Source organism: Rhizobium sp. Root708 (assembly GCF_001429725.1).
In the GTDB taxonomy this organism is placed as follows: domain Bacteria; phylum Pseudomonadota; class Alphaproteobacteria; order Rhizobiales; family Rhizobiaceae; genus Rhizobium.
This window is the reverse complement of record NZ_LMHV01000001.1, coordinates 130071-154180: the sequence shown is the minus strand read 5'-3', so window position 1 is coordinate 154180 and position 24110 is coordinate 130071. Positions and strand designations below refer to the sequence as shown.

The following is a 24110-nucleotide window of genomic DNA, read 5'->3' as shown; positions in this document are numbered from 1 at the left end:
GACACAAAATCTCCCTGCGCTGGCTTGATTCAATACAGCCTTTCAAGATAATTCCGCCGTGATTGCGCGGCAACTTCGGGACAATACTGGAAAAATCAGGAGTATCATGATGCAGTTCAGACATATGGCGACAGGTGTCGTGGTCATTCTGTCGTTAGCTGGCTGCCAGCGCACCGCTTATAATGATGCGAGCTACAGCGCTGCTCCGGCGCCGCTGACGGCTCAGCCGGTGCCATCCGTTCAGGGCGGCCAGCTTCCGCCGCCGAGCGGCTCCTCGCAATTCCCGGCCGCTCCGTCGAACACCGCACCCGTCGCCGGCGCACAGCCCGGCGCGATGGGGGCGAACGCGATGGACGTCACCAAGGAATCGATGGTCGGTAGTTGGCGGGTCAACGGCTCCTGCGACATGTTCCTGACGCTGACTAACCTCGGAAGCGGATCACGCGGCGGTACGCGCGGTTGCGCCGGTGAGCTGACGGCCATGGGCTCCTGGGAAGTCTCCGGCAAGCAGGTGATCCTGAAGGACCGCAGCGGTAACCAGATCGGCAGCGTCTTCAAGACCGCCGATAATGCCTTCAGCGGCCAGACCAACAGCGGACAGCAGATCAGCCTCAGCCGTTAAGTGATACGGCGGCCCGGGCCGCCGATCGTCCATAGGCGGACCCCTTATGCAACCCATGCCGGACTACTCCCTGAGCGTCAGCGAACAATTGAAGTCGCTGACGGCTTCGGGTGCGCTTCAAGTCGATTCAGCCCAGATGCACGTGGCGAAATGCCTGGATCGGGTTCTATCAGCGTTGAAGCAGCGGCGTCCGGCAGCGAAATCCAGTGCGCTCGGTTGGCTGTTCGCCAACAAGAAAAAGCCTTCGGAGGCCGTCAAAGGGCTCTACATCCATGGCAGCGTCGGTCGCGGCAAAACCATGCTGATGGATATGTTCTTCGCGATGGCGCCATCGGCAAAGAAGCGCCGCGCGCATTTCCATGAATTCATGGCCGATGCGCATAACCGCATCGCCGCCCATCGTCTGAAGCTGAAGAACGGCGAGACGAAGCAGGCCGATCCGATCCCGGTCGTGGCGGCTGCCCTCTACGATGAGGCCGAACTGCTTTGCTTCGACGAATTCACGGTCACTGACATTGCCGATGCGATGATCCTGTCGCGGCTTTTCTCCGAGCTTTTCCGGCGCGGCTGTGTGCTGGTGGCGACGTCGAATGTCGAGCCGGACAATCTCTACCGGGACGGGCTGAACCGGAGCCTGTTTCTTCCCTTCGTCGACCTCCTGAAGCAGCATGCAAACGTTGTGAGCCTCGACTCCCCAACCGACTACCGGATGGAAAAGCTCGGCAGCCAGCCGGTCTATCTGACACCCTTGGACGAACGCGCCGATATGGCGATGGATGCCTCCTGGATGCAGGCGTTGCACGGGCGGAAGGCGCAGCCGAGCGAAATCCCGATGAAAGGCCGGTCGATACACGTGCCTCTGACGGTCGATCGCATTGCGCGGTTCTCCTTCGACGATCTTTGCGACAAGCCGCTCGGCGCATCGGATTTCCTTGCAATCGCGGAACGGTTCGATGCGGTCTTCGTCGACCATGTGCCGCTTCTCGGTCCCGAGAAGCGGAATCAGATCAAGCGGTTCATCATTTTGATCGATACGCTTTACGACCATGCAGTGCGGCTCTATGTGTCCGCCGCAGCGATGCCTGAAAACTTGCTGACACAAGCGCGTGGTACCGAGGGGTTCGAATTCGATCGTACAGTCTCGCGTCTCTTCGAAATGCGAAGTGCGGAATATCTTGCCCTGCATAACGAGCGACGAGCCGCAGAGTAACGTTTTGTTGACGATTTATCTTACGTTTACGTAAGAGTTTTATTATCTAACCGATTGAAATTCCTTACTCAAAAATAATCGTTTGCCATTTTTGGGCATTGGGTCTATGCGATTGCCCCATTGGGCGATGCCCCCGCGCGTCGCCTGACGAATTTTGGTCGCAAAGGAAACACCGAAATGGCGCGTAACAAGATCGCACTCATTGGTTCTGGCATGATTGGTGGCACGCTGGCGCATCTCGCCGGCCTGAAGGAGCTGGGTGACATCGTTCTCTTCGATATCGCTGACGGCATTCCTCAGGGTAAGGGCCTCGACATCGCGCAGTCCTCTCCTGTCGAGGGCTTCGATGCCAACCTGACGGGCGCCAGTGACTATTCCGCGATCGAAGGCGCCGATGTCTGCATCGTCACCGCCGGCGTCGCCCGCAAGCCGGGCATGAGCCGCGACGACCTGCTCGGCATCAACCTCAAGGTCATGGAGCAGGTCGGCGCCGGCATCAAGAAGTATGCCCCGAACGCTTTCGTAATCTGCATCACCAACCCGCTCGACGCGATGGTCTGGGCACTGCAGAAGTTCTCCGGCCTTCCGGCCAACAAGGTCGTCGGCATGGCCGGCGTTCTGGATAGCTCGCGCTTCCGCCTGTTCCTCTCCAAGGAATTCAACGTCTCGGTTCAGGACGTCACTGCCTTCGTTCTCGGCGGCCACGGCGACACGATGGTGCCGCTCGCGCGTTACTCCACCGTTGGCGGCATTCCGCTCACCGACCTCGTCACCATGGGTTGGGTCACCAAGGAGCGCCTGGAGGAAATCATCCAGCGCACCCGCGATGGCGGCGCCGAAATCGTTGGCCTGTTGAAGACCGGCTCGGCCTACTACGCACCGGCCGCTTCGGCGATCGAAATGGCTGAGTCCTACCTCAAGGACAAGAAGCGCGTCCTGCCTTGCGCGGCGCAGCTTACCGGCCAGTACGGCGTCAAGGACATGTATGTCGGCGTTCCCACCATCATCGGTGCCGGCGGTGTCGAGCGCATCATCGAAATCGACCTGAACAAGGCCGAAAAGGAAGCCTTCGACAAGTCCGTCGGCGCCGTCGCCGGCCTGTGCGAAGCCTGCATCAACATCGCGCCGTCGCTGAAGTAAGCCTGACGGCCGCTGACGCAATCCAAACAGGAATAGATCCATGAATATTCATGAATATCAGGCCAAGGCTCTCTTGAAGGGCTATGGCGCGCCGGTCGCGGAAGGCGTGGCGATCCTCAAGGTCGAGGAAGCCGAAGCCGCTGCAAAGTCGCTGCCGGGCCCGCTTTACGTGGTCAAGAGCCAGATCCACGCCGGTGGCCGCGGCAAGGGCAAGTTCAAGGAACTCGGCCCTGACGCCAAGGGCGGCGTTCGTCTCGCCAAGTCGATCGAGGAAGTCGTGGCGCACGCCAAGGACATGCTCGGCAACACGCTGGTTACGGCCCAGACCGGAGACGCCGGCAAGCAGGTCAACCGCCTCTACATCGAAGACGGCGCCGACATCGATCGCGAGCTCTATTGCTCGATCCTGGTCGATCGCTCGGTCGGTCAGGTTGCCTTCGTGGTTTCGACCGAGGGCGGCATGGACATCGAGGCTGTCGCCCATGACACGCCCGAGAAGATCCATACGATCGCCATCGACCCGGAAGCCGGTGTAACCGCTGCCGACGTTGCTGCGATCTCAAAGGCGCTTGATCTCTCGGGTGCCGCCGCCGAAGATGCCAAGTCGCTGTTCCCGGCGCTCTACAAGGCGTTCGGTGAAAAGGACATGGCGCTCCTCGAAGTCAACCCGCTGATCGTCATGAAGGATGGTCATCTGCGTGTTCTCGACGCCAAGATGTCCTTCGACGGCAACGCGCTGTTCCGCCATGACGACGTCAAGGCGCTGCGCGACGAAACCGAAGAAGACGCCAAGGAAATCGAAGCCTCCAAGTGGGACCTCGCTTACGTGGCGCTCGACGGCAACATCGGCTGCATGGTCAACGGTGCCGGTCTCGCCATGGCGACGATGGACATCATCAAGCTCTACGGCAAGGAGCCGGCAAACTTCTGTGACGTCGGCGGTGGTGCCGGCAAGGACAAGGTTGCGGCTGCCTTCAAGATCATCACGGCCGACCCGAAGGTCGAGGGTATCCTCGTCAACATCTTCGGCGGCATCATGAAGTGCGACGTCATCGCCGAAGGCGTTGTCGCAGCAGTTCAGGAAGTCGGCCTCAAGGTTCCGCTCGTCGTTCGCCTCGAAGGCACGAATGTCGAGCTCGGCAAGAAGATCCTCAACGAATCCGGTCTCGCGATCACGGCAGCTGACGATCTCGACGACGCCGCCAAGAAGATCGTCGCGGCGATCAACGCCTAATTTGAGGACCTGATAGATGTCTATTCTCGTAAACAAGAATACCAAGGTTCTCGTTCAGGGCCTGACCGGCAAGACCGGCACCTTCCACACCGAACAGGCGCTGGCTTACTACGGCACGCAGATGGTCGGCGGTATCCATCCGAAGAAGGGTGGCGAAACCTGGACCGGTTCCAAGGGCGAAAGCCTGCCGATCTTTGCAACGGTTGCCGAAGCCAAGGAACGCACCGGTGCCGACGCTTCGGTCATCTACGTTCCGCCGGCAGGTGCCGCTGATGCGATCATCGAGGCCATCGACGCCGAGATTCCTTTCATCACCTGCATCACCGAGGGTATCCCTGTCATGGACATGGTTCGCGTCAAGGCTCGCCTCGACCGCTCCAAGTCCCGCCTGCTCGGCCCGAACTGCCCGGGTATCCTGACGCCGGAAGAATGCAAGATCGGCATCATGCCGGGCTCGATCTTCCGCAAGGGTTCGGTCGGTATCGTTTCGCGCTCCGGCACGCTGACATACGAAGCCGTGTTCCAGACGTCGAACGAAGGCCTCGGCCAGACGACGGCAGTCGGCATCGGCGGCGACCCGGTCAAGGGCACCGAGTTCATCGACGTGCTCGAGATGTTCCTGGCCGACGAAGCCACGACCTCGATCATCATGATCGGCGAAATCGGCGGTTCGGCTGAAGAAGACGCAGCACAGTTCCTGATTGACGAAGCCAAGAAGGGCCGCAAGAAGCCGATGGCCGGCTTCATCGCGGGCCGTACGGCTCCGAAGGGCCGCACCATGGGCCACGCCGGCGCTGTCGTTTCCGGCGGCAAGGGCGATGCGGAATCCAAGATCGCTGCCATGGAAGCGGCCGGCATCAAGGTTTCGCCTTCCCCGGCGCGCCTCGGCACGACGCTGGTTGAAGTCCTCAAGGGCTAAGCCAATCTATATACCCGGGCAGCGATCGAACCGTTTGCCCGGGCTTTTGACCTGGAATTGAAATGAGCCGCGGACAGGCGGCTAACGATAGATGCGGCAAGCCGGTCGAGTATCCGGCAAATCACAAGTCAGGAGGCGGGCGAAAGCGTCCGCGTGTAACCATGGCACGGCAAGAAGCCAACGAGCAGTTTCAGATCACCTCGTTCCTGGATGGCGCCAACGCTGCTTACATCGAGCAGCTCTATGCGCGCTACGAGGAAGATCCCGCCTCGGTCAACGAGGAATGGCGGTCGTTTTTCAAGGCGCTTGAAGACAATCCTGACGACGTGAAGCGGGCGGCCAAGGGTGCATCCTGGCGCAAGAGCAACTGGCCTCTGCAGGCCAGCGGCGATCTGGTTTCCGCACTCGACGGCAACTGGGGCGTGATCGAGAAGGTCGTAGAGACCAAGGTGAAGGCCAAGGCCGAAGCAGCCGGCAAGCCGACCGAGGGTGCTGACATCTTGCAGGCGACGCGCGACAGCGTGCGCGCCATCATGATGATCCGCGCCTACCGCATGCGCGGCCACCTGCACGCCAAGCTCGATCCGCTCGGAATCGCCGCGCCCGTCGAGGACTACAAGGAACTGTCGCCGGAGAACTACGGTTTCACCGCCGCCGACAACGATCGCAAGATCTTCATCGACAATGTGCTCGGTCTCGAATACGCGACCATCCCGGAGATGATCGAGATCCTCGAGCGCACCTACTGCTCGACCCTCGGCGTCGAGTTCATGCACATCTCCAATCCGGAAGAAAAGGCCTGGATTCAGGAACGGATCGAAGGTCCGGACAAGGGCGTTGCCTTCACGGCCGAAGGCAAGAAGGCGATCCTGTCGAAGATCATCGAAGCCGAAGGCTACGAGCAGTTCCTCGACGTCAAGTTCAAGGGCACCAAGCGTTTCGGCCTCGACGGCGGTGAATCGCTGATCCCGGCACTGGAGCAAATCCTGAAGCGCGGCGGCAGCCTCGGCCTCAAGGAAGCCGTGTTCGGCATGGCGCATCGCGGCCGTCTGAACGTGCTCTCCCAGGTCATGGGCAAACCGCACCGCGCCATCTTCCACGAGTTCAAGGGCGGCTCCTACGCGCCTGACGAAGTCGAAGGTTCCGGCGATGTGAAGTACCACCTCGGCGCTTCCTCCGACCGTGAATTCGACGGCAACAAGGTCCACGTTTCGCTGACGGCCAACCCGTCTCACCTCGAGATCGTCGATCCCGTCGTCATGGGCAAGGCCCGCGCCAAGCAGGATATGGGCGCTACCGTTTGGGAAGGCGATACCATTCCGCTTTCCGAGCGCGCCAAGGTTCTGCCGCTTTTGATCCACGGTGACGCGGCCTTCGCCGGCCAGGGTGTTATCGCTGAAATTCTCGGCCTGTCGGGCCTGCGCGGCCATCGCGTCGCCGGCACGATGCACGTCATCATCAACAACCAGATCGGCTTCACCACGAACCCGGCCTTCTCGCGTTCGTCGCCCTATCCGTCCGACGTCGCCAAGATGATCGAAGCGCCGATCCTGCACGTCAACGGCGACGATCCGGAAGCGGTTGTCTATGCCGCCAAGATCGCCATGGAATTTCGCATGAAGTTCCATAAGCCTGTCGTCCTCGACATGTTCTGCTACCGTCGCTACGGCCACAACGAAGGCGACGAGCCGTCCTTCACACAGCCGAAGATGTACAAGGTCATCCGCGCCCATAAGTCGGTGCTGCAGATTTATGCCGAGCGTCTGGTGGGCGAAGGCCTGCTGACCGATGGCGAAGTCGAAAAGATGAAGGCCGACTGGCGCGCGCATCTCGAGCAGGAGTTCGAGGCCGGCCAGAGCTACAAGCCGAACAAGGCCGACTGGCTCGACGGCGAGTGGTCTGGCCTGCGCACGGCCGACAATGCCGACGAGCAGCGCCGCGGCAAGACCGCCGTGCCGATGAAGCAGTTGAAGGAAATCGGCCGCAAGCTTTCCGAGATCCCGGAAGGTTTCCATGCGCACCGGACCATCCAGCGCTTCATGGAAAATCGTTCGAACATGATCTCGACCGGCGAGGGCATCGATTGGGCGACGGCGGAAGCGCTGGCGTTCGGCGGGCTCGTCACCGAAGGCCATAAGATCCGCCTCTCCGGCCAGGATTGCGAACGCGGCACCTTCTCGCAGCGTCACTCGGTGCTCTACGATCAGGAAACGGAAGAGCGCTACATCCCGCTCGCCAACCTCTCGTCGACGCAGGCGCGCTACGAAGTCATCAACTCGATGCTGTCCGAAGAAGCTGTTCTCGGTTTCGAATACGGCTACTCGCTGGCGCGTCCGAATGCCTTGACGCTCTGGGAAGCCCAGTTCGGCGACTTCGCCAACGGTGCGCAGGTGGTGTTCGACCAGTTCATTTCGTCGGGCGAACGCAAGTGGCTGCGCATGTCCGGCCTCGTCTGCCTGTTGCCGCACGGCTATGAAGGCCAGGGTCCGGAGCACTCGTCCGCCCGTCTCGAACGCTGGCTGCAGATGTGCGCAGAGGACAACATGCAGGTTGCCAACGTCACGACGCCGGCAAACTATTTCCACATCCTGCGCCGCCAGGTGAAGCGCGACTTCCGCAAGCCGCTGATCCTGATGACGCCGAAGTCGCTGCTGCGCCACAAGCGGGCGGTGTCGGGTCTGGCGGAGATGGCCGGCGAAACCTCGTTCCACCGTCTGCTCTGGGACGATGCCGAGGTGATCAAGGACGGTCCGATCAAGCTGCAGAAGGACGCCAAGATCCGTCGCGTCGTGATGTGCTCGGGCAAGGTCTATTTCGACCTTCTCGAAGAGCGCGAAAAGCGCGGCATCGACGATGTGTACCTGCTGCGCGTCGAACAGCTCTATCCGTTCCCGGCCAAGGCGCTCATCAACGAGCTCTCGCGCTTCCGCAATGCGGAAATGGTCTGGTGCCAGGAAGAGCCGAAGAACATGGGCGGCTGGTCGTTCATCGACCCGTATCTGGAATGGGTGCTCGCCCATATCGATGCGAAGTACCAGCGCGTCCGCTACACCGGTCGTCCGGCTGCGGCGTCGCCGGCAACGGGTCTGATGTCCAAGCATCTGGCGCAGCTCGCCGCATTCCTCGAGGATGCGCTGGGCGGCTAAGAGAATGAGATCGAAGAGGGAGCGACTTAGCGCTTCCTCTTCGCATTAATTCGTTCTTCGGCCTCCGTCGTCGGAACGCCGTCAAAAATTACAACGATCAAAATTCAGGATTTGAACAATGGCCACAGAAATCCGCGTTCCAACTCTCGGTGAATCCGTCAGCGAGGCAACCGTCGGTACCTGGTTCAAGAAGGTCGGCGACGTCATCAAGGCCGACGAGCCGATTCTCGAGCTTGAAACCGACAAGGTGACCATCGAGGTACCGGCTCCGGCTTCCGGCACGTTGTCTGAGATCGTCGCTCAGGCTGGCGAGACCGTCGGTCTTGGCGCACTGCTCGGCCAGATCGCCGCGGGCGCCGCCGCCGCTCCGGCAAAGGCCGCCGAACCCGCTGCCGCCGCTCCTGCTCCGGTTGCCGCAGCCGCTGCTCCGGTCGCTGCCGCTTCCGCGATGCCGCCGGCACCGGCTGCCGCCAAGATGCTTGCCGAGAACAACCTTTCGGCCGATCAGGTCGATGGATCGGGCAAGCGCGGCCAGGTTCTGAAGGGCGACGTGATCGCCGCCGTTGCCAAGGGCATCTCCGCTCCGGCAGCCGCTGCAGCACCTGCCGTTCCGGCTGCTGCTCGTGGCCCGTCGACGGTCGAGGATGCCGGTCGCGAAGAGCGCGTGAAGATGACGCGCCTGCGCCAGACGATCGCCAAGCGCCTCAAGGACGCACAGAACACGGCCGCGATGCTGACCACCTATAACGAGGTGGACATGAAGGCTGTCATGGACCTGCGCGCCAAGTACAAGGACGTCTTCGAAAAGAAGCATGGCGTGAAGCTCGGCTTCATGGGCTTCTTCACCAAGGCCATTACCCACGCGCTGAAGGAACTGCCGGCTGTCAACGCCGAGATCGACGGCACCGACATCATCTACAAGAACTTCTGCCACATCGGCATGGCCGTCGGCACGGACAAGGGCCTTGTCGTTCCTGTCATTCGCGATGCCGACCAGATGTCGATCGCCGAAGTCGAAAAGGAATTGGCACGTCTGGCAAAGGCTGCCCGTGACGGCTCGCTGTCGATGGCCGACATGCAGGGCGGTACCTTCACGATCACCAACGGTGGCGTCTACGGTTCGCTGATGTCCTCGCCGATCCTGAACGCACCGCAGTCGGGTATCCTCGGCATGCACAAGATCCAGGATCGTCCCGTCGTCGTCGGCGGCCAGATCGTCATCCGTCCGATGATGTATCTCGCTCTCTCCTACGATCACCGTATCGTCGATGGTAAGGAAGCAGTGACCTTCCTCGTTCGCGTCAAGGAAAGCCTGGAAGATCCGGAGCGTCTGGTTCTCGATCTCTAAGCAATCGACAGGGCCGCGCGAGCGGCCCTTTTCACCTCAGCGGGGCGTGTAATGTCGCTGGCAATCTCCACAGAGCGTATGATGCTTCTCCGTGCCACTGGCACCGTCGGAGCTTCGCTGGCGTTTCTGCTGAGCTTGCCGATGGCGGCTGTCGGCGCGCCCGATTGCAATCAGGCCCGCGCCGTCTATGCCGACAGGGATGGTGCCTATGAACTGCGTTTCAAGCCGATCGCCTCTGAAGCGGCCTCTGCCAGCAATCTCTTCGCGCTGAAGATACTCAAGAGCTCGTTGGAACTCGACGGCTATGTCATGCCCTCGGAGGATCCGACGCGCGCCGCCGGCATTCTGATGTTCCAATGCCCCGATGGCGATGCGACCGGCGCCGACCTAGACGCATGCACCATATGGCAAGGCCCCGTTTACGGCCTCGATGCCGAGGGCAAGATCGACAATCTCCAGCCTGAAGCCGCAGTGGCTGCCGACGAAATCTTGCTTCCCGGTCTTGGTCCCGCGATCCGGCAGTCGAAGATCTGGGGTAACGATAAGGCGACCGTCGCGCCCTGGGACTTGCTGACATTCAAGGAGTGCGCGAAATGACAGGGCGACCCGTTCTTCTGGTCACCGGTGGCAGCCGGGGCATCGGTGCCGCCGTGTGCCGCCTTGCCGCGCGGCAGGGATGGAATGTTGCAGTGAATTATGCCGCCAACCGTGCTGCCGCCGATGTCGTCGTCGCCGAGGTCAAGACCGAGGGTGGCGATGCGATCGCGATCAAGGGCGATGTCGGCAGTGCGCAGGATATCGCTGCGATGTTCGATGCCGTTGATCGACATTTCGGGCGACTGGATGGCCTCGTCAACAATGCCGGCATCGTCGACGCGCCGCAACGTGTCGACGAGATGAGCGTCGAGCGTCTCGAGCGGATGATGCGCGTCAATGTCACCGGCTCGATCCTTTGCGCCGCCGAGGCGGTTCGCCGGATGTCGTCCAAGCATGGCGGTAAGGGCGGATCGATCGTCAATATATCCTCCATGGCTGCAGTCCTCGGGTCGGCGTCGCAGTATGTCGATTACGCGGCCTCGAAGGCTGCGATCGATACATTCACGATCGGCCTGTCGCGCGAGGTGGCAACCGAGGGGGTGCGGGTGAACGCGATACGCCCCGGCGTCATCGACACGGATATTCACGCGTCCGGTGGCCTGCCCAACCGCGCACGCGACATGGCATCCAGCATTCCGATGCAGCGCTCGGGTACAGCCGAGGAAATCGCCGATGCGGTCCTCTACCTGCTCTCGCCGACGGCTTCCTATATAACGGGCGCCATACTCAACGTAAGCGGTGGCCGCTAGGGTACGAGGACCTTCCAGATGCAGTACTTCTTCGAATTTCTGGGCCTGATGGCCGTATTCTCCATTTTCATCGTGGTGCCGGGCGCCGACTTCGCGGTGATCCTGCGCCAGAGCATCGTGCATGGCCGCCGCGCGGCCGTCATGACCGGCATTGGCATGGGTTTCTCGCTGCTCTTTCACATCAGCTACACGATCCTGGGTCTCGGCCTCATCGTTTCCAAGTCGCTGATGCTGTTTGCGATGATCAAGTGGGCGGGTGTCGCCTACCTCGTCTATCTCGGCATCAAGTCGTTTCGGGCGCCGGGCTTCAACGTGGCCGAGATCAACGTGAGCGAAGAAGACCGCAAGCCGATCTCGGCGCTGAAGTGCCTGAGCATGGGCTTTGTTACCAATGCGCTGAACCCGAAGCCGGTGCTGTTCTTCCTGTCGCTGTTTTCGACGCTTGTTCATCACGACACACCCGCGCTGATCCAGTTCAGCTACGGCATCGGCATGGCCGCTGCACTCGTCGCCTGGTTCGCGGGCGTCTCCACCTTCTTCACCGTAAAGCCCATTCGCGACCGCTTCATCGCAAGCGGCAAATGGTTCAACCGCATCACCGGTGCCGCATTGGTCGGCTTCGGTTTCCGCCTCGCGCTCGCCCGCGCGGCTGACTAAGCAAATAACGAAAAGGAAAAGAAACAATGTCCTATGATGTGATCGTTATCGGAACCGGCCCCGGCGGCTATGTCGCTGCCATCAAGGCGGCCCAGCTCGGCCTCAAGGTCGCTGTCGTCGAAAAGCGCGCCACCTTCGGCGGCACCTGCCTCAATGTCGGCTGCATTCCTTCCAAGGCGCTGCTGCACGCGTCGGAAATGTTCCATCAGGCCGGCCACGGCATGGACGCGCTCGGCATCGAGGTCGCGGCGCCGAAGCTGAACCTCGACAAGATGATGGCCCACAAGGACGCCACCGTGAAATCGAACGTCGACGGCGTCGCCTTCCTGTTCAAGAAGAACAAGATCGACAGCTTCATCGGCACCGGCAAGATCGCCTCCGCCGGTAAGGTCTCGGTTACGGCTGAGGACGGCAAGGTCCAGGAGATCGAAGGCAAGAACATCGTCATCGCCACCGGCTCCGACGTTGCCGGCATCCCTGGCGTCAAGGTCGACATCGACGAGAAGGTGATCGTTTCCTCTACCGGCGCGATCGCGCTCGACAAGGTGCCTGAGACGATGATCGTCGTCGGCGGCGGCGTCATCGGCCTCGAACTTGGCTCTGTGTGGTCGCGCCTCGGCGCCAAGGTCACCGTCATCGAATATCTCGACAAGATCCTCGGCGCGATGGATGGCGACGTCTCCAAGCAGTTCCAGCGCCTGCTCGCCAAGCAGGGCGTCGACATCAACCTGAGCTCCAAGGTGACAGGCGTCGAAAAGGGTGGCAAGGGCGCGAAGGTGACGTTCGAGCCGGTCGCCGGCGGTGCGGCGCAGACGGTCGAAGCCGATGTCGTGCTGATCTCCACCGGCCGCATTCCCTACACGGCTGGCCTTGGTCTCGAAGAGGCGGGCGTTGTGCTCGACAATCGTGGCCGCGTCGAGATCGACGGTCACTTCCGCACCAATGTTGCCGGCATCTACGCGATCGGCGACGTGGTGAAGGGCCCGATGCTGGCGCACAAGGCCGAGGACGAAGGCGTGGCGCTTGCCGAAATTCTCGCCGGCCAGCATGGCCATGTGAACTACGACGTCATCCCGAGCGTCGTCTACACGCAGCCTGAAGTCGCCTCCGTCGGCAAGACCGAGGAAGAGCTGAAGGCGGCTGGCGTCGCCTACAAGGTCGGCAAGTTCCCGTTCACGGCCAACGGCCGCGCGCGCGCCATGCTGGCGACGGATGGTTTCGTGAAGATCCTGTCCGACAAGACCACCGACCGCGTCCTCGGCGGCCACATAGTAGGCTTCGGCGCCGGCGAGATGATCCACGAGATCGCCGTGCTGATGGAGTTCAGCGGTTCGGCCGAAGATCTCGGCCGCACCTGCCACGCCCATCCGACCATGTCAGAAGCGGTCAAGGAAGCGGCTCTCGCCGCTTTCGCCAAGCCGATCCACATGTAAGAGGCTTTGCCATAAGCTTTGACAAGGCCGCGGTCCGAGAGGACGGCGGCCTTTTCGTTCGACTAACAATAATTGTTAGGTCTTGTTGGGTGTGTTGCTGTCGAGGGATGAAGGCGACGAAAATGCGCACCCTTACAATTTCGCTCACGCCGCATCAGGCTGCAAGAATGCAGGATGCGGTGGATAGCGGCGGCTATGCGTCCAACAGTGAAATCGTTCGCGACGCCCTGCGCCTTTGGGAGCAGCGCGAGGAAATCCGGCATTTGGAAATCGCGCGTCTGAAACGGGCGTATGACGAGGGCATTGCCAGCGGCGAGGGGCGTGAAGTCGACGCCGATATTCTCCTTGCCGAACTCAAGGCGGAAAAGCGATCGCGTGGGTAGGTACACGCTCAGCCCTCGCGCGGAAGAAGAGCTGCGGGAGATCTGGCGTTCAATCGCTCCCGACAATGAGCGAGCGGCCGGCAACCTGTTGCGCAGGTTTCTGGAGAAGTTCGCGCTGGCGGCAGGGTATGTGGAAATTGGGCCGCGCGGGCCGGAGTTAAGCGCCGCGGCGCGCATCCTGATCGAGGGGCGTTATGTCGCCGTCCATGAGCCGAGACCGCGCGGTATTCTCGTGGTCACCATAGTCCACGGATCCCGTGAAATCGGGACATGGTTAGGCTAGAAGACGAGCGAGCGGGACCGATTAATTCACCGCCGTCACCGTGAAACCCTGCTTACGCAGCAGCTCGATGACGCCGCCTTCACCCGGCAGATGCAGGGCGCCGACGGCCATGAAGACGTTGCCGTTGGCAAGGATCGGAGCGGCGCGTTCGGCCATCACCTTGTTGCGGTCGAGGATGATGCGCTGCTCGAAGGCGGCGTAGTCGCCGTCATCGTCCTTATTGTCAGGTGACACGGTCTTCAGCATCGGGATCGTCATGCCGATATCGCCGGAGAGGTAGAGATCGGTCATCGTCTCGACGACGTCGTTCATCTTGGAACCGAGAGCCAGCGTCTCGATAAGCGATTTCAGGTGAAAGTCGGTGGGAAGCTCGGCCATGGCCTGCAGCTGTTCGGCCAGGGATTCAAGGCCCTTGACCTGCTTGCCCGACGCGATAGCGTCCGTCGCGATCTTCTGGTCGAGGAACTGGATGCCCTTCGCCTTGCGCGTCATTTCGCAGCCCGGCAGCGCAACGACGCTCGATATCATCCAGGGCCGCATCCGCGAAACCGCGGCAAGCGGAATGCCGCGCTGTTTGAGGCCCTCTTCCAGGCGCGTATAGTCGTCGTGGGAAAGGAGCTTCTCGATGGTCGTTCCATCGGTGAACATCGTCAGTTCCGGGCGCATGAGAAGGGCCGCGGAAGCCTTCTTCTCATCGAGGATCTCGTCCGACTCGATGACAATCGTATTGGAGACGTCATGCGCAGCCTGCGCACGCGGCGGCAGGTTGAGCACCCGCGGATCGGTCACATGCATGCTGCCGAGTAGCCATGACGGCGCTAGTCCCTGCTTTTCGATCTTCCAGAAGATGCCTTTGCCATTCGGCACGGCATCAGCCTCCTTCACGACTTCCGCGTAGCGCGCGGGGTCGCTCTGTTTGAGATCGGTGAGGATGTTGCGGCCGGTGCAGGCGACATCATCGGATGCGGCCGCCGGGGAGACCGACAGCAATATCGCGATGAGCGTTGCCGCGAGCAGCATGTGGAATGCGGCGATCAGCCAGAGCAGGATATTGCCCGGCGATGCTATGCTCAGACTGCGGTGGCCGATGGAGATCGTCATGATGGTGTTCCGGTCACTATGGATTGCTAAGCTCTACGCCGCGCATGCGGATATTCCTTTAAGAGAAGCCGTTAACAAAAGATTACGCCCGCGGATGGGCACGGTCGTAAACTTCAAGAAGACGGGATGAATCCACACCCGTGTAGACTTGGGTGGTGGAAAGGCTGGCGTGCCCGAGCAATTCCTGGATTGTGCGGAGGTCGCCGCCGCCGGCCAGCAGATGGGTCGCGAAGGAATGCCGGAGGGCATGCGGGGTTGCTGTTTCGGGCAAGCCGAAGGCGCTGCGCATCTTCTGCATGGTGCGCTGGATGATCGCCTGCTGCAGCTTGCCGCCACGGGCGCCACGGAAGAGGGGCGCCTGTCTTTCGAGATGATAGGGGCACAGCGCCCGGTATTTCTCGACGGCTTCAAAGACAACGGTCAGCAATGGCACGAGGCGGGTCTTGTTGCCTTTACCGGTGATACGCAGCGTCGTCGCACCGCGACTGAAATGGTCGGGCATCAGGTCGAGCGCTTCCGATATGCGTAGGCCGCAGCCGTAGAGCAGGGCAAACACGGCCGCATCGCGCGCGGCGATCCAGGGCTCCTCGTGCAACTGGGCGTCCTCGCTGACGACAGTCATCGCCTGACGGTCCGAGAGCGGCTTCGGCAGCGATTTCGGTTGCTTCGGAGAGCGCACCGCGCTCGCGCCGGCGGCATTTACCAGGCCCTTCTTTTCGAGATAACGCAACAGTGACCGCAGCCCCGCGAGATTGCGGCCGAGCGACCGGGCGCCGGAACCTTCCTTGCGGCGCGCAGCCAGAAAGGCGCGGAAATCCGCGGGCCGCAGCGCATGGATATCCTTCAGCGTTGCGGGGCCGCCGAGATGGCCTGTCAGAAAGGTCAGAAACTGCCGGGTGTCGCACTCATAGGCGTTGAGCGTGTGCTCGGACAGACGCCTTTCGTTGGCAAGGCTCGCGAGCCAGGCGGTTCGCTCAGCCATCAGTTGCAGGTCGGCGATGATCAGAAGTTCGTTCACGTGTCTGGCCCTTGAATTTGCCAATCCGGCTGCCAATTCTGAGGGAACGACAGTTATGGAATTGCTAATATCGGCCAAGTGGTTGTCATGCTTCCATCATATTAATGACCCTAACTGAGTTTCCCAACGACGCAGGATCTTGAATGCCACGGCGCCACCCCACGACCGCTTTTGGACAGTTCGCGGAAGCGATCTCACTCGTCTCTCAAGGCAGGCCGGGACATATTGTCGATACGCTGATCGCCGAGCGCGGCCAGCGGATCGTGAACCATCCGCTCTGGCCGGTCATGCGGCCCTTTCTCTATACTCTGCTGCGCTACAACAGGGCGATCAGCTTCGCCAACGATGTCGCGAACATGCCGGGCTTCCAGTGCTTCGAGTATATGAGCAACCTCTTGAAGCTCGATATCAACGTCAGTCACGGCGAGCGCATTCCCGAGCGCGGCGGTTTCATTCTCGTCAGCAACCATCCAACGGGCATCGCCGATGGGGTCGCGGTTTTCGACCTTCTGAAGAACAGACGGCCCGACATGATGGTGTTTGCGAACCGCGATGCGGTGCGCGTCAATCCGCGCTTTGCCGAGGTCATCATTCCTGTCGAGTGGCGGGAGGAATACAAGAGCAAGCTCAAGACCCGCGAAACGCTTCAGCTGACCAACCATGCCGTCAAGGAAGGCAAGGCGACCGTCCTGTTTCCCTCCGGGCGCATTGCCTACTGGGCGAACGGGCGGCTGAACGAGCGGCCCTGGAAAACCTCCGCCGTCGGCCTTGCGCGAAAGTACAATCTTCCGATCCTGCCCGTGCACATGACGGCGCGGAACTCGGGCCTGTTCTACTGGCTTGCGAAGTGGTCGACCGAGCTTCGTGACATGACGGTGTTTCACGAACTCCTCAACAAGCGGGGTGACCGCTTTGATTTCGTGGTCGGGAACCTGATCCCGGTGGAGCATCTCGAGGGCGATATCAACGAGGTGACCAAGGCTCTGGAAGACCACACCATCCGTGGGCTTGACGCGGACGGCGATACGCGCTTCCTGCCGCTGGCGTCACCCGCGGAACCGGAACTGATCGCTGCCCATTCAATTCCGTGATCGGATCGGCTAAAGCAAGGCATGCTTCTCCGCTCCATGTTTGCCCAGAACTACCGATCTCTCCGTTCGATCCGCATGGATCTTTCGGGAATCAATCTGTTCATCGGCGAAAACGGGGTCGGGAAATCCAACCTCTATCGTGCGCTGCAGCTCATCCAGGCGGCGACGCGTGGACGGCTGGCCCACGAGATAGCCGCCGAGGGCGGCATGTTTTCGGCGCTCTGGTCCGGCCCGCGCAAGGACTCGGAGGGACCGTTCCGCATTCGCCTCGAAGCTGAACTGTTGGACGAGGAGAGGGCGATCACGTTTCGCTATCGTGTCGAAGCCGGTTTGGGGCCACCGGCAGCCGCGGCGGGATTTCCGTTCGAACCGCAGATCAAGGCGGAAGAGCTTTCGATCGAGACCGGAACGCGACCGGTCACGATGATGAAGCGCGCCGGCCCGGCCATATCCGTTCGCGGGCACGATGGCCGAATGCAGGACTACCCGGAGCAGGCGCTGACCTCGGAAACGGCAATCGCGCTGCTCGGCGATGCCGGCCACTATCCTGAGATCGGGACGTTTCGGCGCGCGGTCGACAGTTGGCGCTTTTTTCACGGTTTCCGGACGGATCGCTTTTCGCCACTCCGCTCGCCTTGTCTGGCCGTGACGGCGCCGCTGCTCGATGAGGATGGCAGCAATATCGCGGCCGTCTTCGCGACGCTGGCGCACACACGGGAAGACACCGTCGATCTCGACCGGGCAGTTGCCGCAGCCCTCGGTGGCGCGCGCCTTGTCGTGCCGCTGCCGGGAGAGACGGCGGAGTTCGGCCTGTCCTTTCCGGAATTTCCAAACCGGGTCTTTCAGCCGCGAGAGTTGTCGGACGGTCAAATCCGCTTCCTTGGGCTGGCCGCGGCGCTGATGTCCTATCGTCTGCCGCCGTTGATTGCGCTCAACGAGCCGGAGGCAAGCCTTCACCCAGACATGCTGCCGCCACTGGCAGACATGATCGCGGAGGCGGCGCGCAGCAGCCAGATCTGGATCGTCACGCATTCGGAAGCGCTGGCTGATGCCGTGCGTGAAAAATGCGGCGCCCGCGCCCGCCGTGTCGTGCGTCAGGATGGCGCGACGTGGATCGACGGTATGCGGCTCACCGGCGCCATCGACGAGGACGAGTAAGCCGGTGCGTGTCTTCTTCCAGGTTTTCTTTTCGCCGCGATGCGGGCATGGTCTCGCCCGATGAGCACAGATTCGTCCGATCTCTTTGGAGCGCTGTTTGAAACGCCGCCGGCAACCCGCACGGTTCCGGTGCTCATTCCCATGCCTGCTCCCAAGCCTTATTCCTACGCCGTACCGGATGGGATGGCGGTCGAGCCCGGCTCGGTCGTGCAGGTGCCACTCGGGCCGCGGCAGGTCATCGGCGTCGTCTGGGACGGCGGCGAGGACGGGGTCGACCCCAAGAAGCTCAGGCCGATTAGCCACGTCTTCGATTGCCCGCCGCTGAGCAAGGAAATGCGTGATTTCATCGACTGGGTCGCGACCTATACACTCTCGCCGCCGGGGCTTGTTGCACGCATGGCACTGCGCGCGCCGAATGCCTTCGAGCCTGAGCCGATGGTGGAAGGGTTGCGCTTCATCGGCGGCGAGCCGGAGCGCATGACGCCGGCGCGGGCGCGCGTACTCGCTGCCGCATCGGATGGCCTGTCATGGACGCGCGCCGGGCTTGCTCACGCTGCCGGTGTCTCGACGAGCGTCGTCGACGGTTTGATCAGCCAGGGGATTTTCGAGACAGTTTTCCTGCCGCCCCCGCCTGTCGTTGCCAAGCCCGATCCCGATTTCGCCGCCGCGCGGCTCGAAGGCCCGCAACGAGAAGCGGCGGACGAGATTCTGGACGAGGTCCGAAAGGGCGAATTCGCGGTTTCGCTGATCGATGGCGTCACCGGTTCTGGAAAAACCGAGGTCTATTTCGAGGCGATCGCGGAAACGCTGAGGCGCGGCAAGCAGGTTCTGATTCTCCTGCCGGAAATCGCGCTGACCGCGAGCTTTCTGGAGCGCTTTCAGGATCGCTTCGGGGCCAAGCCGGCGGAATGGCATTCCGACCTCCCGCCCCGCATGCGCGAAAAGGTCTGGCGCCAGGCGGTGACCGGCGAGGTTCGCGTCGTGGCCGGCGCGCGCTCCGCCCTGTTTTTGCCGTTCGAAGACCTCGGGCTCATCATCGTCGACGAAGAACACGACCCTGCCTACAAACAGGAGGATCGCATCTACTACAACGCGCGGGATATGGCCGTGGTCCGTGGTCGCATCGGTGACTTTCCCGTGGTTCTGGTTTCCGCGACGCCGTCCGTCGAGAGCCAGGTCAACGGCCAGAGTGGCCGCTACACTACCATTCATATGCCGACCCGCTTCGGCGATGCGGCCTTGCCGGACCTTCACCTCGTCGACATGCGCCGACACGCGCCCGAGCGCGGCGGCTTCCTGTCGCCGGTGCTGATTCGGGCGATCGGCAAGACTGTCGAGAAGCAACAGCAGGCGCTGCTGTTCCTTAACAGACGGGGTTATGCACCGCTGACACTCTGCCGCGTCTGCGGCCACCGCTTCCAATGCCCGCAATGTTCCAGCTGGCTGGTCGAGCATCGCTTCAAGAGACAGCTGCAGTGCCACCAATGTGGCCACGCGGAGCGCACGCCTGAAGCCTGCCCGGAATGTGGCACGTTCGATCACCTCGTCGCCTGCGGCCCCGGCGTCGAGCGCATCGCCGAGGAGGTTGAGCGCCATTTTCCCGAGGCGCGAACGATCGTGCTCTCATCCGACATGATGGGCGGCGTCAAGCGGCTGCGGCTCGAACTCGAGGCGATCGCCAAGGGCGAAGCCGATATCGTCATCGGCACGCAGCTTGTTGCCAAGGGTCACAACTTTCCGCTGATGACGCTGGTCGGGATCGTCGATGCGGACCTTGGCCTCGCGAACGGCGACCCGCGGGCCGCCGAGCGCACCTTCCAACTCCTGTCGCAGGTTACCGGTCGCGCCGGGCGTACCGGCTTGAAAAGTCATGGCCTGCTGCAGACTTACCAGCCGCAGCATCCCGTCATGCAGGCGATCGTTTCGGGCGATGCGGGCGCATTCTACGAGAGGGAGATCGCCGAGCGGGAGCGCGCGATCCTGCCGCCGTTCGGACGCTTGGCGTCGATCATCGTGTCGGCGGAAACGCGACACGATGCGGAAAGCCACGCGCGGGCGATCAGAAGCGCCGCGCCTCACGTCACCGGCATTGCCGTTCTCGGGCCAGCCGAGGCGCCGCTGGCGCTGGTCCGTGGAAGGCACCGCTTCCGTCTCCTCGTGCATGGCCGGAAAAACTCGGACATGCAGGGGTTTCTGAGGGCGATGCTGGCGCAGGCGCCGAAGGAGCGCGGCTCCGTGCATGTCCAGCTCGACATAGACCCTCAAAGCTTCTTGTAGATCGCTGTCGCAACAGGCTTTTGCGGCGGACGCCAATTATGCCATAAGAACGCGATTGGGCATGATTTGGGGTCGACTTATGGAGCTATATTTTCCTGAGGAATTGGGCGAGCAACTGGCTTTTTGCTCGGCGGCGTTCGCGGTCTTGGCGGGCCTCATTATTATGTTCGCGCCCGGATATTCGATGCGCCTTTTCGGGCTTCAGCCGCGAGAGGGAAGACGCGATGGATATGCGGAGCTTCGCTCGACCGGCGGAATGTATCTAGCGCTTGGGCTCACCCCTATCATGTTGGCGCAGCCAAATGTTTATCTGGTCTTCGGCGCATCCTTCGCGATGGCGGCTTTTGCCCGCATCATTTCTCTCCTTTCAGATAAGGGGAGCACGATTCTCAACTATTTACTTCTGGTTGTGCAAATCGTTCTGGCGGCGCTTCCTCTCGCCTATGTCTTTGGTTTCTTTTCCGCTTGAGTTGAGCGGATAAATCGAGCGCCAGGCTCTTTATTGCGGCGCATCGCGCATTTTTGCGAGAGAAATCGATGGGAAAGGCGTATTCGGGCGTTACGCGTGTTGCGAGTCCCGATATCCTATGTTAGACGGACCCCGAATTTCGGAAGAAGCAAGAGGCTTCTCTTGCGATTTCTGGGGGAAATCATAACGAATTCAAGATTATAGGTCAGGCGCCCGCCGGGGACCGGATTCTTGGGTTGAAATCAGGGAAATTTGGGCCAGTGGCAGACACATCCCAGCTTACTTCTGGTGTTGCAGAGCGCTATGCCTCGTCGCTATTCGAGCTGGCGCTTGAGGAAGGCGTCGTCGACAGCGTCACCGCGGACCTCGACCGCTTCCAGGCGATGCTTGACGAGAGCGACGATCTGAAGCGTTTCGTGTCGAGCCCTGTTTTCTCGGCCGAGGATCAGCTGAAGGCGATCGTTGCCATCAGCGAGAAGGCTGGCATCAGCGGCTTTTTTGCAAACTTTCTGAAGGTCGTGGCGCGTAACCGCCGCCTCTTTGCCCTCCCGGGCATGATCAAGGCCTTCCGCATCATCGCTGCCAACCAGCGTGGTGAAATTGCTGCCGAGGTTACCTCGGCCCATGCGCTCACCGCAGCGCAGGAAACCGAATTGAAGGCGGCGCTGAAGGGCGTCACCGGCAAAGACGTGGCGATCAACGTCACGGTTGATCCGTCAATTCTTGGTGGTCTGATCGTGAAGGTCGGGTCTCGTCAGATTGATACGTCTCTTCGTACAAAACTCTCTACCCTTAAGCTTGCATTGAAAGAGGTCGGCTGATGGATATCCGCGCTGCGGAAATTTCCGCAATTCTCAAAGACCAGATCAAAAACTTCGGTAAAGAGGCAGAAGTCTCGGAAGTCGGTCAGGTTCTCTCCGTCGGTGACGGTATCGCTCGCGTCTATGGTCTGGACAATGTCCAGGCAGGCGAAATGGTCGAATTCCCCGGTGGCATCCGCGGCATGGCGATGAACCTCGAAGCCGACAATGTCGGCGTGGTCATCTTCGGCTCGGAGCGCGGGATCAAGGAAGGCGACACCGTCAAGCGGACCGGCGCCATCGTTGACGTTCCGGTTGGTCCGGAGCTGCTCGGCCGCGTTGTCGACGCTCTCGGCAACCCGATCGACGGCAAGGGCCCGATCAACGCGACCCGCCGTGCGCGTGTCGACGTCAAGGCTCCGGGCATCATTCCGCGTAAGTCGGTTCATGAGCCGATGTCGACCGGCCTCAAGGCCATCGACGCGCTCATCCCGGTCGGCCGTGGCCAGCGCGAGCTCGTCATCGGCGACCGCCAGACCGGCAAGACCGCGATCATTCTCGATGCGATCCTGAACCAGAAGGCTATCCACGACAACGGCCCGGACGGCGAAAAGCTGTACTGCGTCTACGTCGCTATCGGCCAGAAGCGTTCGACCGTTGCCCAGTTCGTCAAGGTTCTCGAAGAACGCGGCGCAATGAAGTACTCGATCGTTGTTGCCGCCACGGCTTCCGATCCGGCTCCTATGCAGTACCTGGCACCGTTCGCTGGCTGCACGATGGGCGAATTCTTCCGCGACAACGGTCAGCATGCGCTGATCGGTTACGACGACCTGTCCAAGCAGGCTGTTGCTTATCGCCAGATGTCCCTGCTGCTGCGCCGCCCGCCGGGCCGCGAAGCCTATCCGGGCGACGTTTTCTACCTGCATTCGCGTCTCCTCGAGCGCGCTGCAAAGCTCTCCGACGAAAAGGGCGCTGGCTCTCTGACGGCTCTGCCTGTCATCGAAACCCAGGGCAACGACGTTTCGGCCTTCATTCCGACCAACGTGATCTCGATCACCGACGGCCAGATCTTCCTCGAAACCGACCTGTTCTACCAGGGCATTCGTCCCGCCGTTAACGTCGGTCTGTCGGTTTCGCGCGTTGGTTCCGCCGCTCAGATCAAGGCCATGAAGCAGGTTGCTGGCTCGATCAAGGGCGAGCTCGCCCAGTATCGCGAAATGGCCGCCTTCGCTCAGTTCGGTTCGGACCTCGATGCCTCGACGCAGCGCCTGCTTAACCGCGGTGCACGCCTGACCGAACTCCTGAAGCAGCCGCAGTTCTCGCCGCTGAAGACGGAAGAGCAGGTCGCGGTGATCTTCGCCGGCGTCAACGGCTACCTCGACAAGATCCCGGTCAACCAGGTCGGCAAGTTCGAGCAGGGCCTGCTGTCGTACCTTCGTTCGGAAGGCTCGGCTATCCTCGACACGATCCGTAACGACAAGGCCATCAGCGACGATACGAAGGGCAAGCTCACCGCTGCCGTCGATAGCTTCGCGAAGTCCTTCGCCTAATCGGACCTAAAGGACGGATAACGGATGCCTTCACTTAAGGATCTGAAAAACCGGATCGCCTCCGTCAAGGCGACGCAGAAGATCACCAAGGCGATGAAAATGGTCGCCGCGGCGAAGCTTCGGCGTGCCCAGGAGGCGGCCGAGGCCGCCCGTCCGTACTCGCAGCGCATGGGTGCCGTTCTGGCAAACATCGCCGGTGCGATAACGGACGCCGACGGCGCGCCGGCGCTGATGACCGGCACCGGCAAGGACCAGGTTCATTTGCTGGTCGTCTGCACTGCCGAACGCGGCCTGTGCGGCGGCTTCAACTCGCAGATCTCGCGTTTTGCGCGCGATCACGCTCGCAAGCTCATTGCTGAAGGAAAGACCGTCAAGTTCTTCACCGTCGGCAAGAAGGGTTACGACGTTCTGCGTCGTGAATTCGCTTCGCTCATCGTCGAGCGCAAGGAATTGCGCGAGGTGAAGAAGGTCGGCTTCGAGAATGCGGATCAGATCGGCAAGCGCATCATCGAGATGTTCGACGCCGGCGAGTTCGACGTCTGCACGTTGTTCTACTCCGAATTCAAGTCGGTCATCTCGCAGGTTCCGACGGCACAGCAGCTCATCCCGGCATCGGCCCCCACGGCAGTTGTTCAGGATGCGGAGCATGCCGGCGCAGTCTACGAATACGAGCCGGATCCGGCATCGATCCTCGAGGATCTGATCCCGCGCAACATCTCGGTCCAGATCTTCCGCGCGCTCCTCGAGAACGTCGCTGGTGAAATGGGTGCCAAGATGAGCGCCATGGACAATGCAACGCGCAACGCTGGTGAAATGATCAACAAGCTGACGCTTTCCTACAACCGTCAGCGTCAGGCTCAGATCACCAAGGAACTCATTGAAATCATTTCGGGCGCGGAAGCGCTCTGAGGTTAGGGAAAGAGGG

Annotated in this window: 22 protein-coding genes; 20 read left to right on the top strand and 2 right to left on the bottom strand. The window is 61.4% G+C overall.

Annotation, left to right across the window (positions count from 1 at the left end):
* The first annotated feature begins 109 nt into the window (after positions 1 to 109).
* The 13 genes from ASE04_RS00745 to ASE04_RS00685 all read left to right on the top strand — a co-directional run bounded on the left by ASE04_RS00745 (position 110) and on the right by ASE04_RS00685 (position 13721).
* The gene (locus ASE04_RS00745; protein ID WP_056811279.1) at positions 110 to 622 is read left to right on the top strand and encodes a protease inhibitor Inh/omp19 family protein; all 513 of its coding nucleotides are present in this window, start codon (positions 110 to 112) and stop codon (positions 620 to 622) included.
* Between the two features lie 46 nt (positions 623 to 668).
* Positions 669 to 1832, top strand: coding sequence for a cell division protein ZapE (gene zapE / locus ASE04_RS00740; RefSeq protein ID WP_056810381.1), 1164 nt, complete (start codon positions 669 to 671; stop codon positions 1830 to 1832).
* 177 nt (positions 1833 to 2009) lie between these two features.
* On the top strand, positions 2010 to 2972 hold the full coding sequence (mdh, locus tag ASE04_RS00735; RefSeq protein ID WP_056810378.1) for a malate dehydrogenase: 963 nt from the start codon (positions 2010 to 2012) through the stop codon (positions 2970 to 2972).
* 40 nt (positions 2973 to 3012) lie between these two features.
* Positions 3013 to 4206 (top strand): ADP-forming succinate--CoA ligase subunit beta, encoded by a 1194-nt coding sequence (gene sucC / locus ASE04_RS00730; RefSeq protein WP_056810372.1) that lies wholly within the window; start codon positions 3013 to 3015, stop codon positions 4204 to 4206.
* Positions 4207 to 4222: 16 nt separating this feature from the next.
* A complete protein-coding gene (gene sucD, locus ASE04_RS00725) occupies positions 4223 to 5125 on the top strand; it encodes a succinate--CoA ligase subunit alpha (RefSeq protein WP_056810369.1) in 903 nt (300 codons plus the stop codon).
* A 161-nt stretch (positions 5126 to 5286) separates the two neighbouring features.
* Complete coding sequence (locus tag ASE04_RS00720; protein WP_056810367.1) at positions 5287 to 8271, top strand: 2-oxoglutarate dehydrogenase E1 component; 2985 nt, start codon at positions 5287 to 5289, stop codon at positions 8269 to 8271.
* Positions 8272 to 8389: 118 nt separating this feature from the next.
* A complete protein-coding gene (gene odhB, locus ASE04_RS00715; RefSeq protein ID WP_056810364.1) occupies positions 8390 to 9619 on the top strand; it encodes a 2-oxoglutarate dehydrogenase complex dihydrolipoyllysine-residue succinyltransferase in 1230 nt (409 codons plus the stop codon).
* Between the two features lie 81 nt (positions 9620 to 9700).
* Positions 9701 to 10216 carry a hypothetical protein gene (locus tag ASE04_RS00710; RefSeq protein ID WP_244490309.1) on the top strand — a complete coding sequence of 172 codons (516 nt, stop codon included), beginning with the start codon at positions 9701 to 9703 and terminating at the stop codon, positions 10214 to 10216.
* Positions 10213 to 10965: an SDR family oxidoreductase gene (locus tag ASE04_RS00705; protein ID WP_056810358.1), complete on the top strand. Its 753-nt coding sequence runs from the start codon at positions 10213 to 10215 to the stop codon at positions 10963 to 10965. The genes ASE04_RS00710 and ASE04_RS00705 overlap by 4 nt, the downstream gene beginning before the upstream one ends.
* A gap of 18 nt (positions 10966 to 10983) precedes the next feature.
* Positions 10984 to 11622 (top strand): LysE family translocator, encoded by a 639-nt coding sequence (locus ASE04_RS00700; protein ID WP_056810355.1) that lies wholly within the window; start codon positions 10984 to 10986, stop codon positions 11620 to 11622.
* A gap of 26 nt (positions 11623 to 11648) precedes the next feature.
* Positions 11649 to 13055 carry a dihydrolipoyl dehydrogenase gene (lpdA, locus tag ASE04_RS00695; RefSeq protein ID WP_056810353.1) on the top strand — a complete coding sequence of 469 codons (1407 nt, stop codon included), beginning with the start codon at positions 11649 to 11651 and terminating at the stop codon, positions 13053 to 13055.
* A 122-nt stretch (positions 13056 to 13177) separates the two neighbouring features.
* A complete protein-coding gene (locus ASE04_RS00690) occupies positions 13178 to 13438 on the top strand; it encodes a type II toxin-antitoxin system ParD family antitoxin (protein WP_200960666.1) in 261 nt (86 codons plus the stop codon).
* On the top strand, positions 13431 to 13721 hold the full coding sequence (locus ASE04_RS00685) for a type II toxin-antitoxin system RelE/ParE family toxin (RefSeq protein WP_056810347.1): 291 nt from the start codon (positions 13431 to 13433) through the stop codon (positions 13719 to 13721). Before ASE04_RS00690 ends, ASE04_RS00685 begins: the two co-directional genes overlap by 8 nt.
* Positions 13722 to 13742: 21 nt before the next feature.
* Here the strand turns inward: ASE04_RS00685 and ASE04_RS00680 are convergent, their stop codons facing one another.
* Together ASE04_RS00680 and ASE04_RS00675 are read right to left on the bottom strand one after the other, a co-directional pair.
* A complete protein-coding gene (locus ASE04_RS00680; protein WP_056810344.1) occupies positions 13743 to 14822 on the bottom strand; it encodes a TraB/GumN family protein in 1080 nt (359 codons plus the stop codon).
* Between the two features lie 82 nt (positions 14823 to 14904).
* Positions 14905 to 15840 carry a tyrosine recombinase XerC gene (locus tag ASE04_RS00675; RefSeq protein ID WP_056810341.1) on the bottom strand — a complete coding sequence of 312 codons (936 nt, stop codon included), beginning with the start codon at positions 15838 to 15840 and terminating at the stop codon, positions 14905 to 14907.
* Between the two features lie 143 nt (positions 15841 to 15983).
* Between ASE04_RS00675 and ASE04_RS00670 the strand changes: the two genes are divergently transcribed.
* From ASE04_RS00670 to ASE04_RS00640, 7 genes are all read left to right on the top strand, one after another.
* Complete coding sequence (locus tag ASE04_RS00670) at positions 15984 to 16931, top strand: GNAT family N-acetyltransferase (RefSeq protein WP_056810340.1); 948 nt, start codon at positions 15984 to 15986, stop codon at positions 16929 to 16931.
* Between the two features lie 21 nt (positions 16932 to 16952).
* A complete protein-coding gene (locus ASE04_RS00665) occupies positions 16953 to 18089 on the top strand; it encodes an AAA family ATPase (protein WP_056810338.1) in 1137 nt (378 codons plus the stop codon).
* 60 nt (positions 18090 to 18149) lie between these two features.
* Positions 18150 to 20366, top strand: coding sequence for a primosomal protein N' (locus tag ASE04_RS00660; protein ID WP_056810336.1), 2217 nt, complete (start codon positions 18150 to 18152; stop codon positions 20364 to 20366).
* 79 nt (positions 20367 to 20445) lie between these two features.
* Positions 20446 to 20835 (top strand): AGROH133_08824 family phage infection protein, encoded by a 390-nt coding sequence (locus ASE04_RS00655; RefSeq protein WP_056811276.1) that lies wholly within the window; start codon positions 20446 to 20448, stop codon positions 20833 to 20835.
* Positions 20836 to 21095: 260 nt separating this feature from the next.
* Positions 21096 to 21656 carry a F0F1 ATP synthase subunit delta gene (locus ASE04_RS00650; RefSeq protein WP_056810333.1) on the top strand — a complete coding sequence of 187 codons (561 nt, stop codon included), beginning with the start codon at positions 21096 to 21098 and terminating at the stop codon, positions 21654 to 21656.
* Positions 21656 to 23185: a F0F1 ATP synthase subunit alpha gene (atpA, locus tag ASE04_RS00645; protein WP_056810330.1), complete on the top strand. Its 1530-nt coding sequence runs from the start codon at positions 21656 to 21658 to the stop codon at positions 23183 to 23185. The genes ASE04_RS00650 and atpA overlap by 1 nt, the downstream gene beginning before the upstream one ends.
* 24 nt (positions 23186 to 23209) lie before the next feature.
* Complete coding sequence (locus tag ASE04_RS00640) at positions 23210 to 24094, top strand: F0F1 ATP synthase subunit gamma (protein ID WP_056810326.1); 885 nt, start codon at positions 23210 to 23212, stop codon at positions 24092 to 24094.
* Positions 24095 to 24110 lie beyond the last annotated feature (16 nt).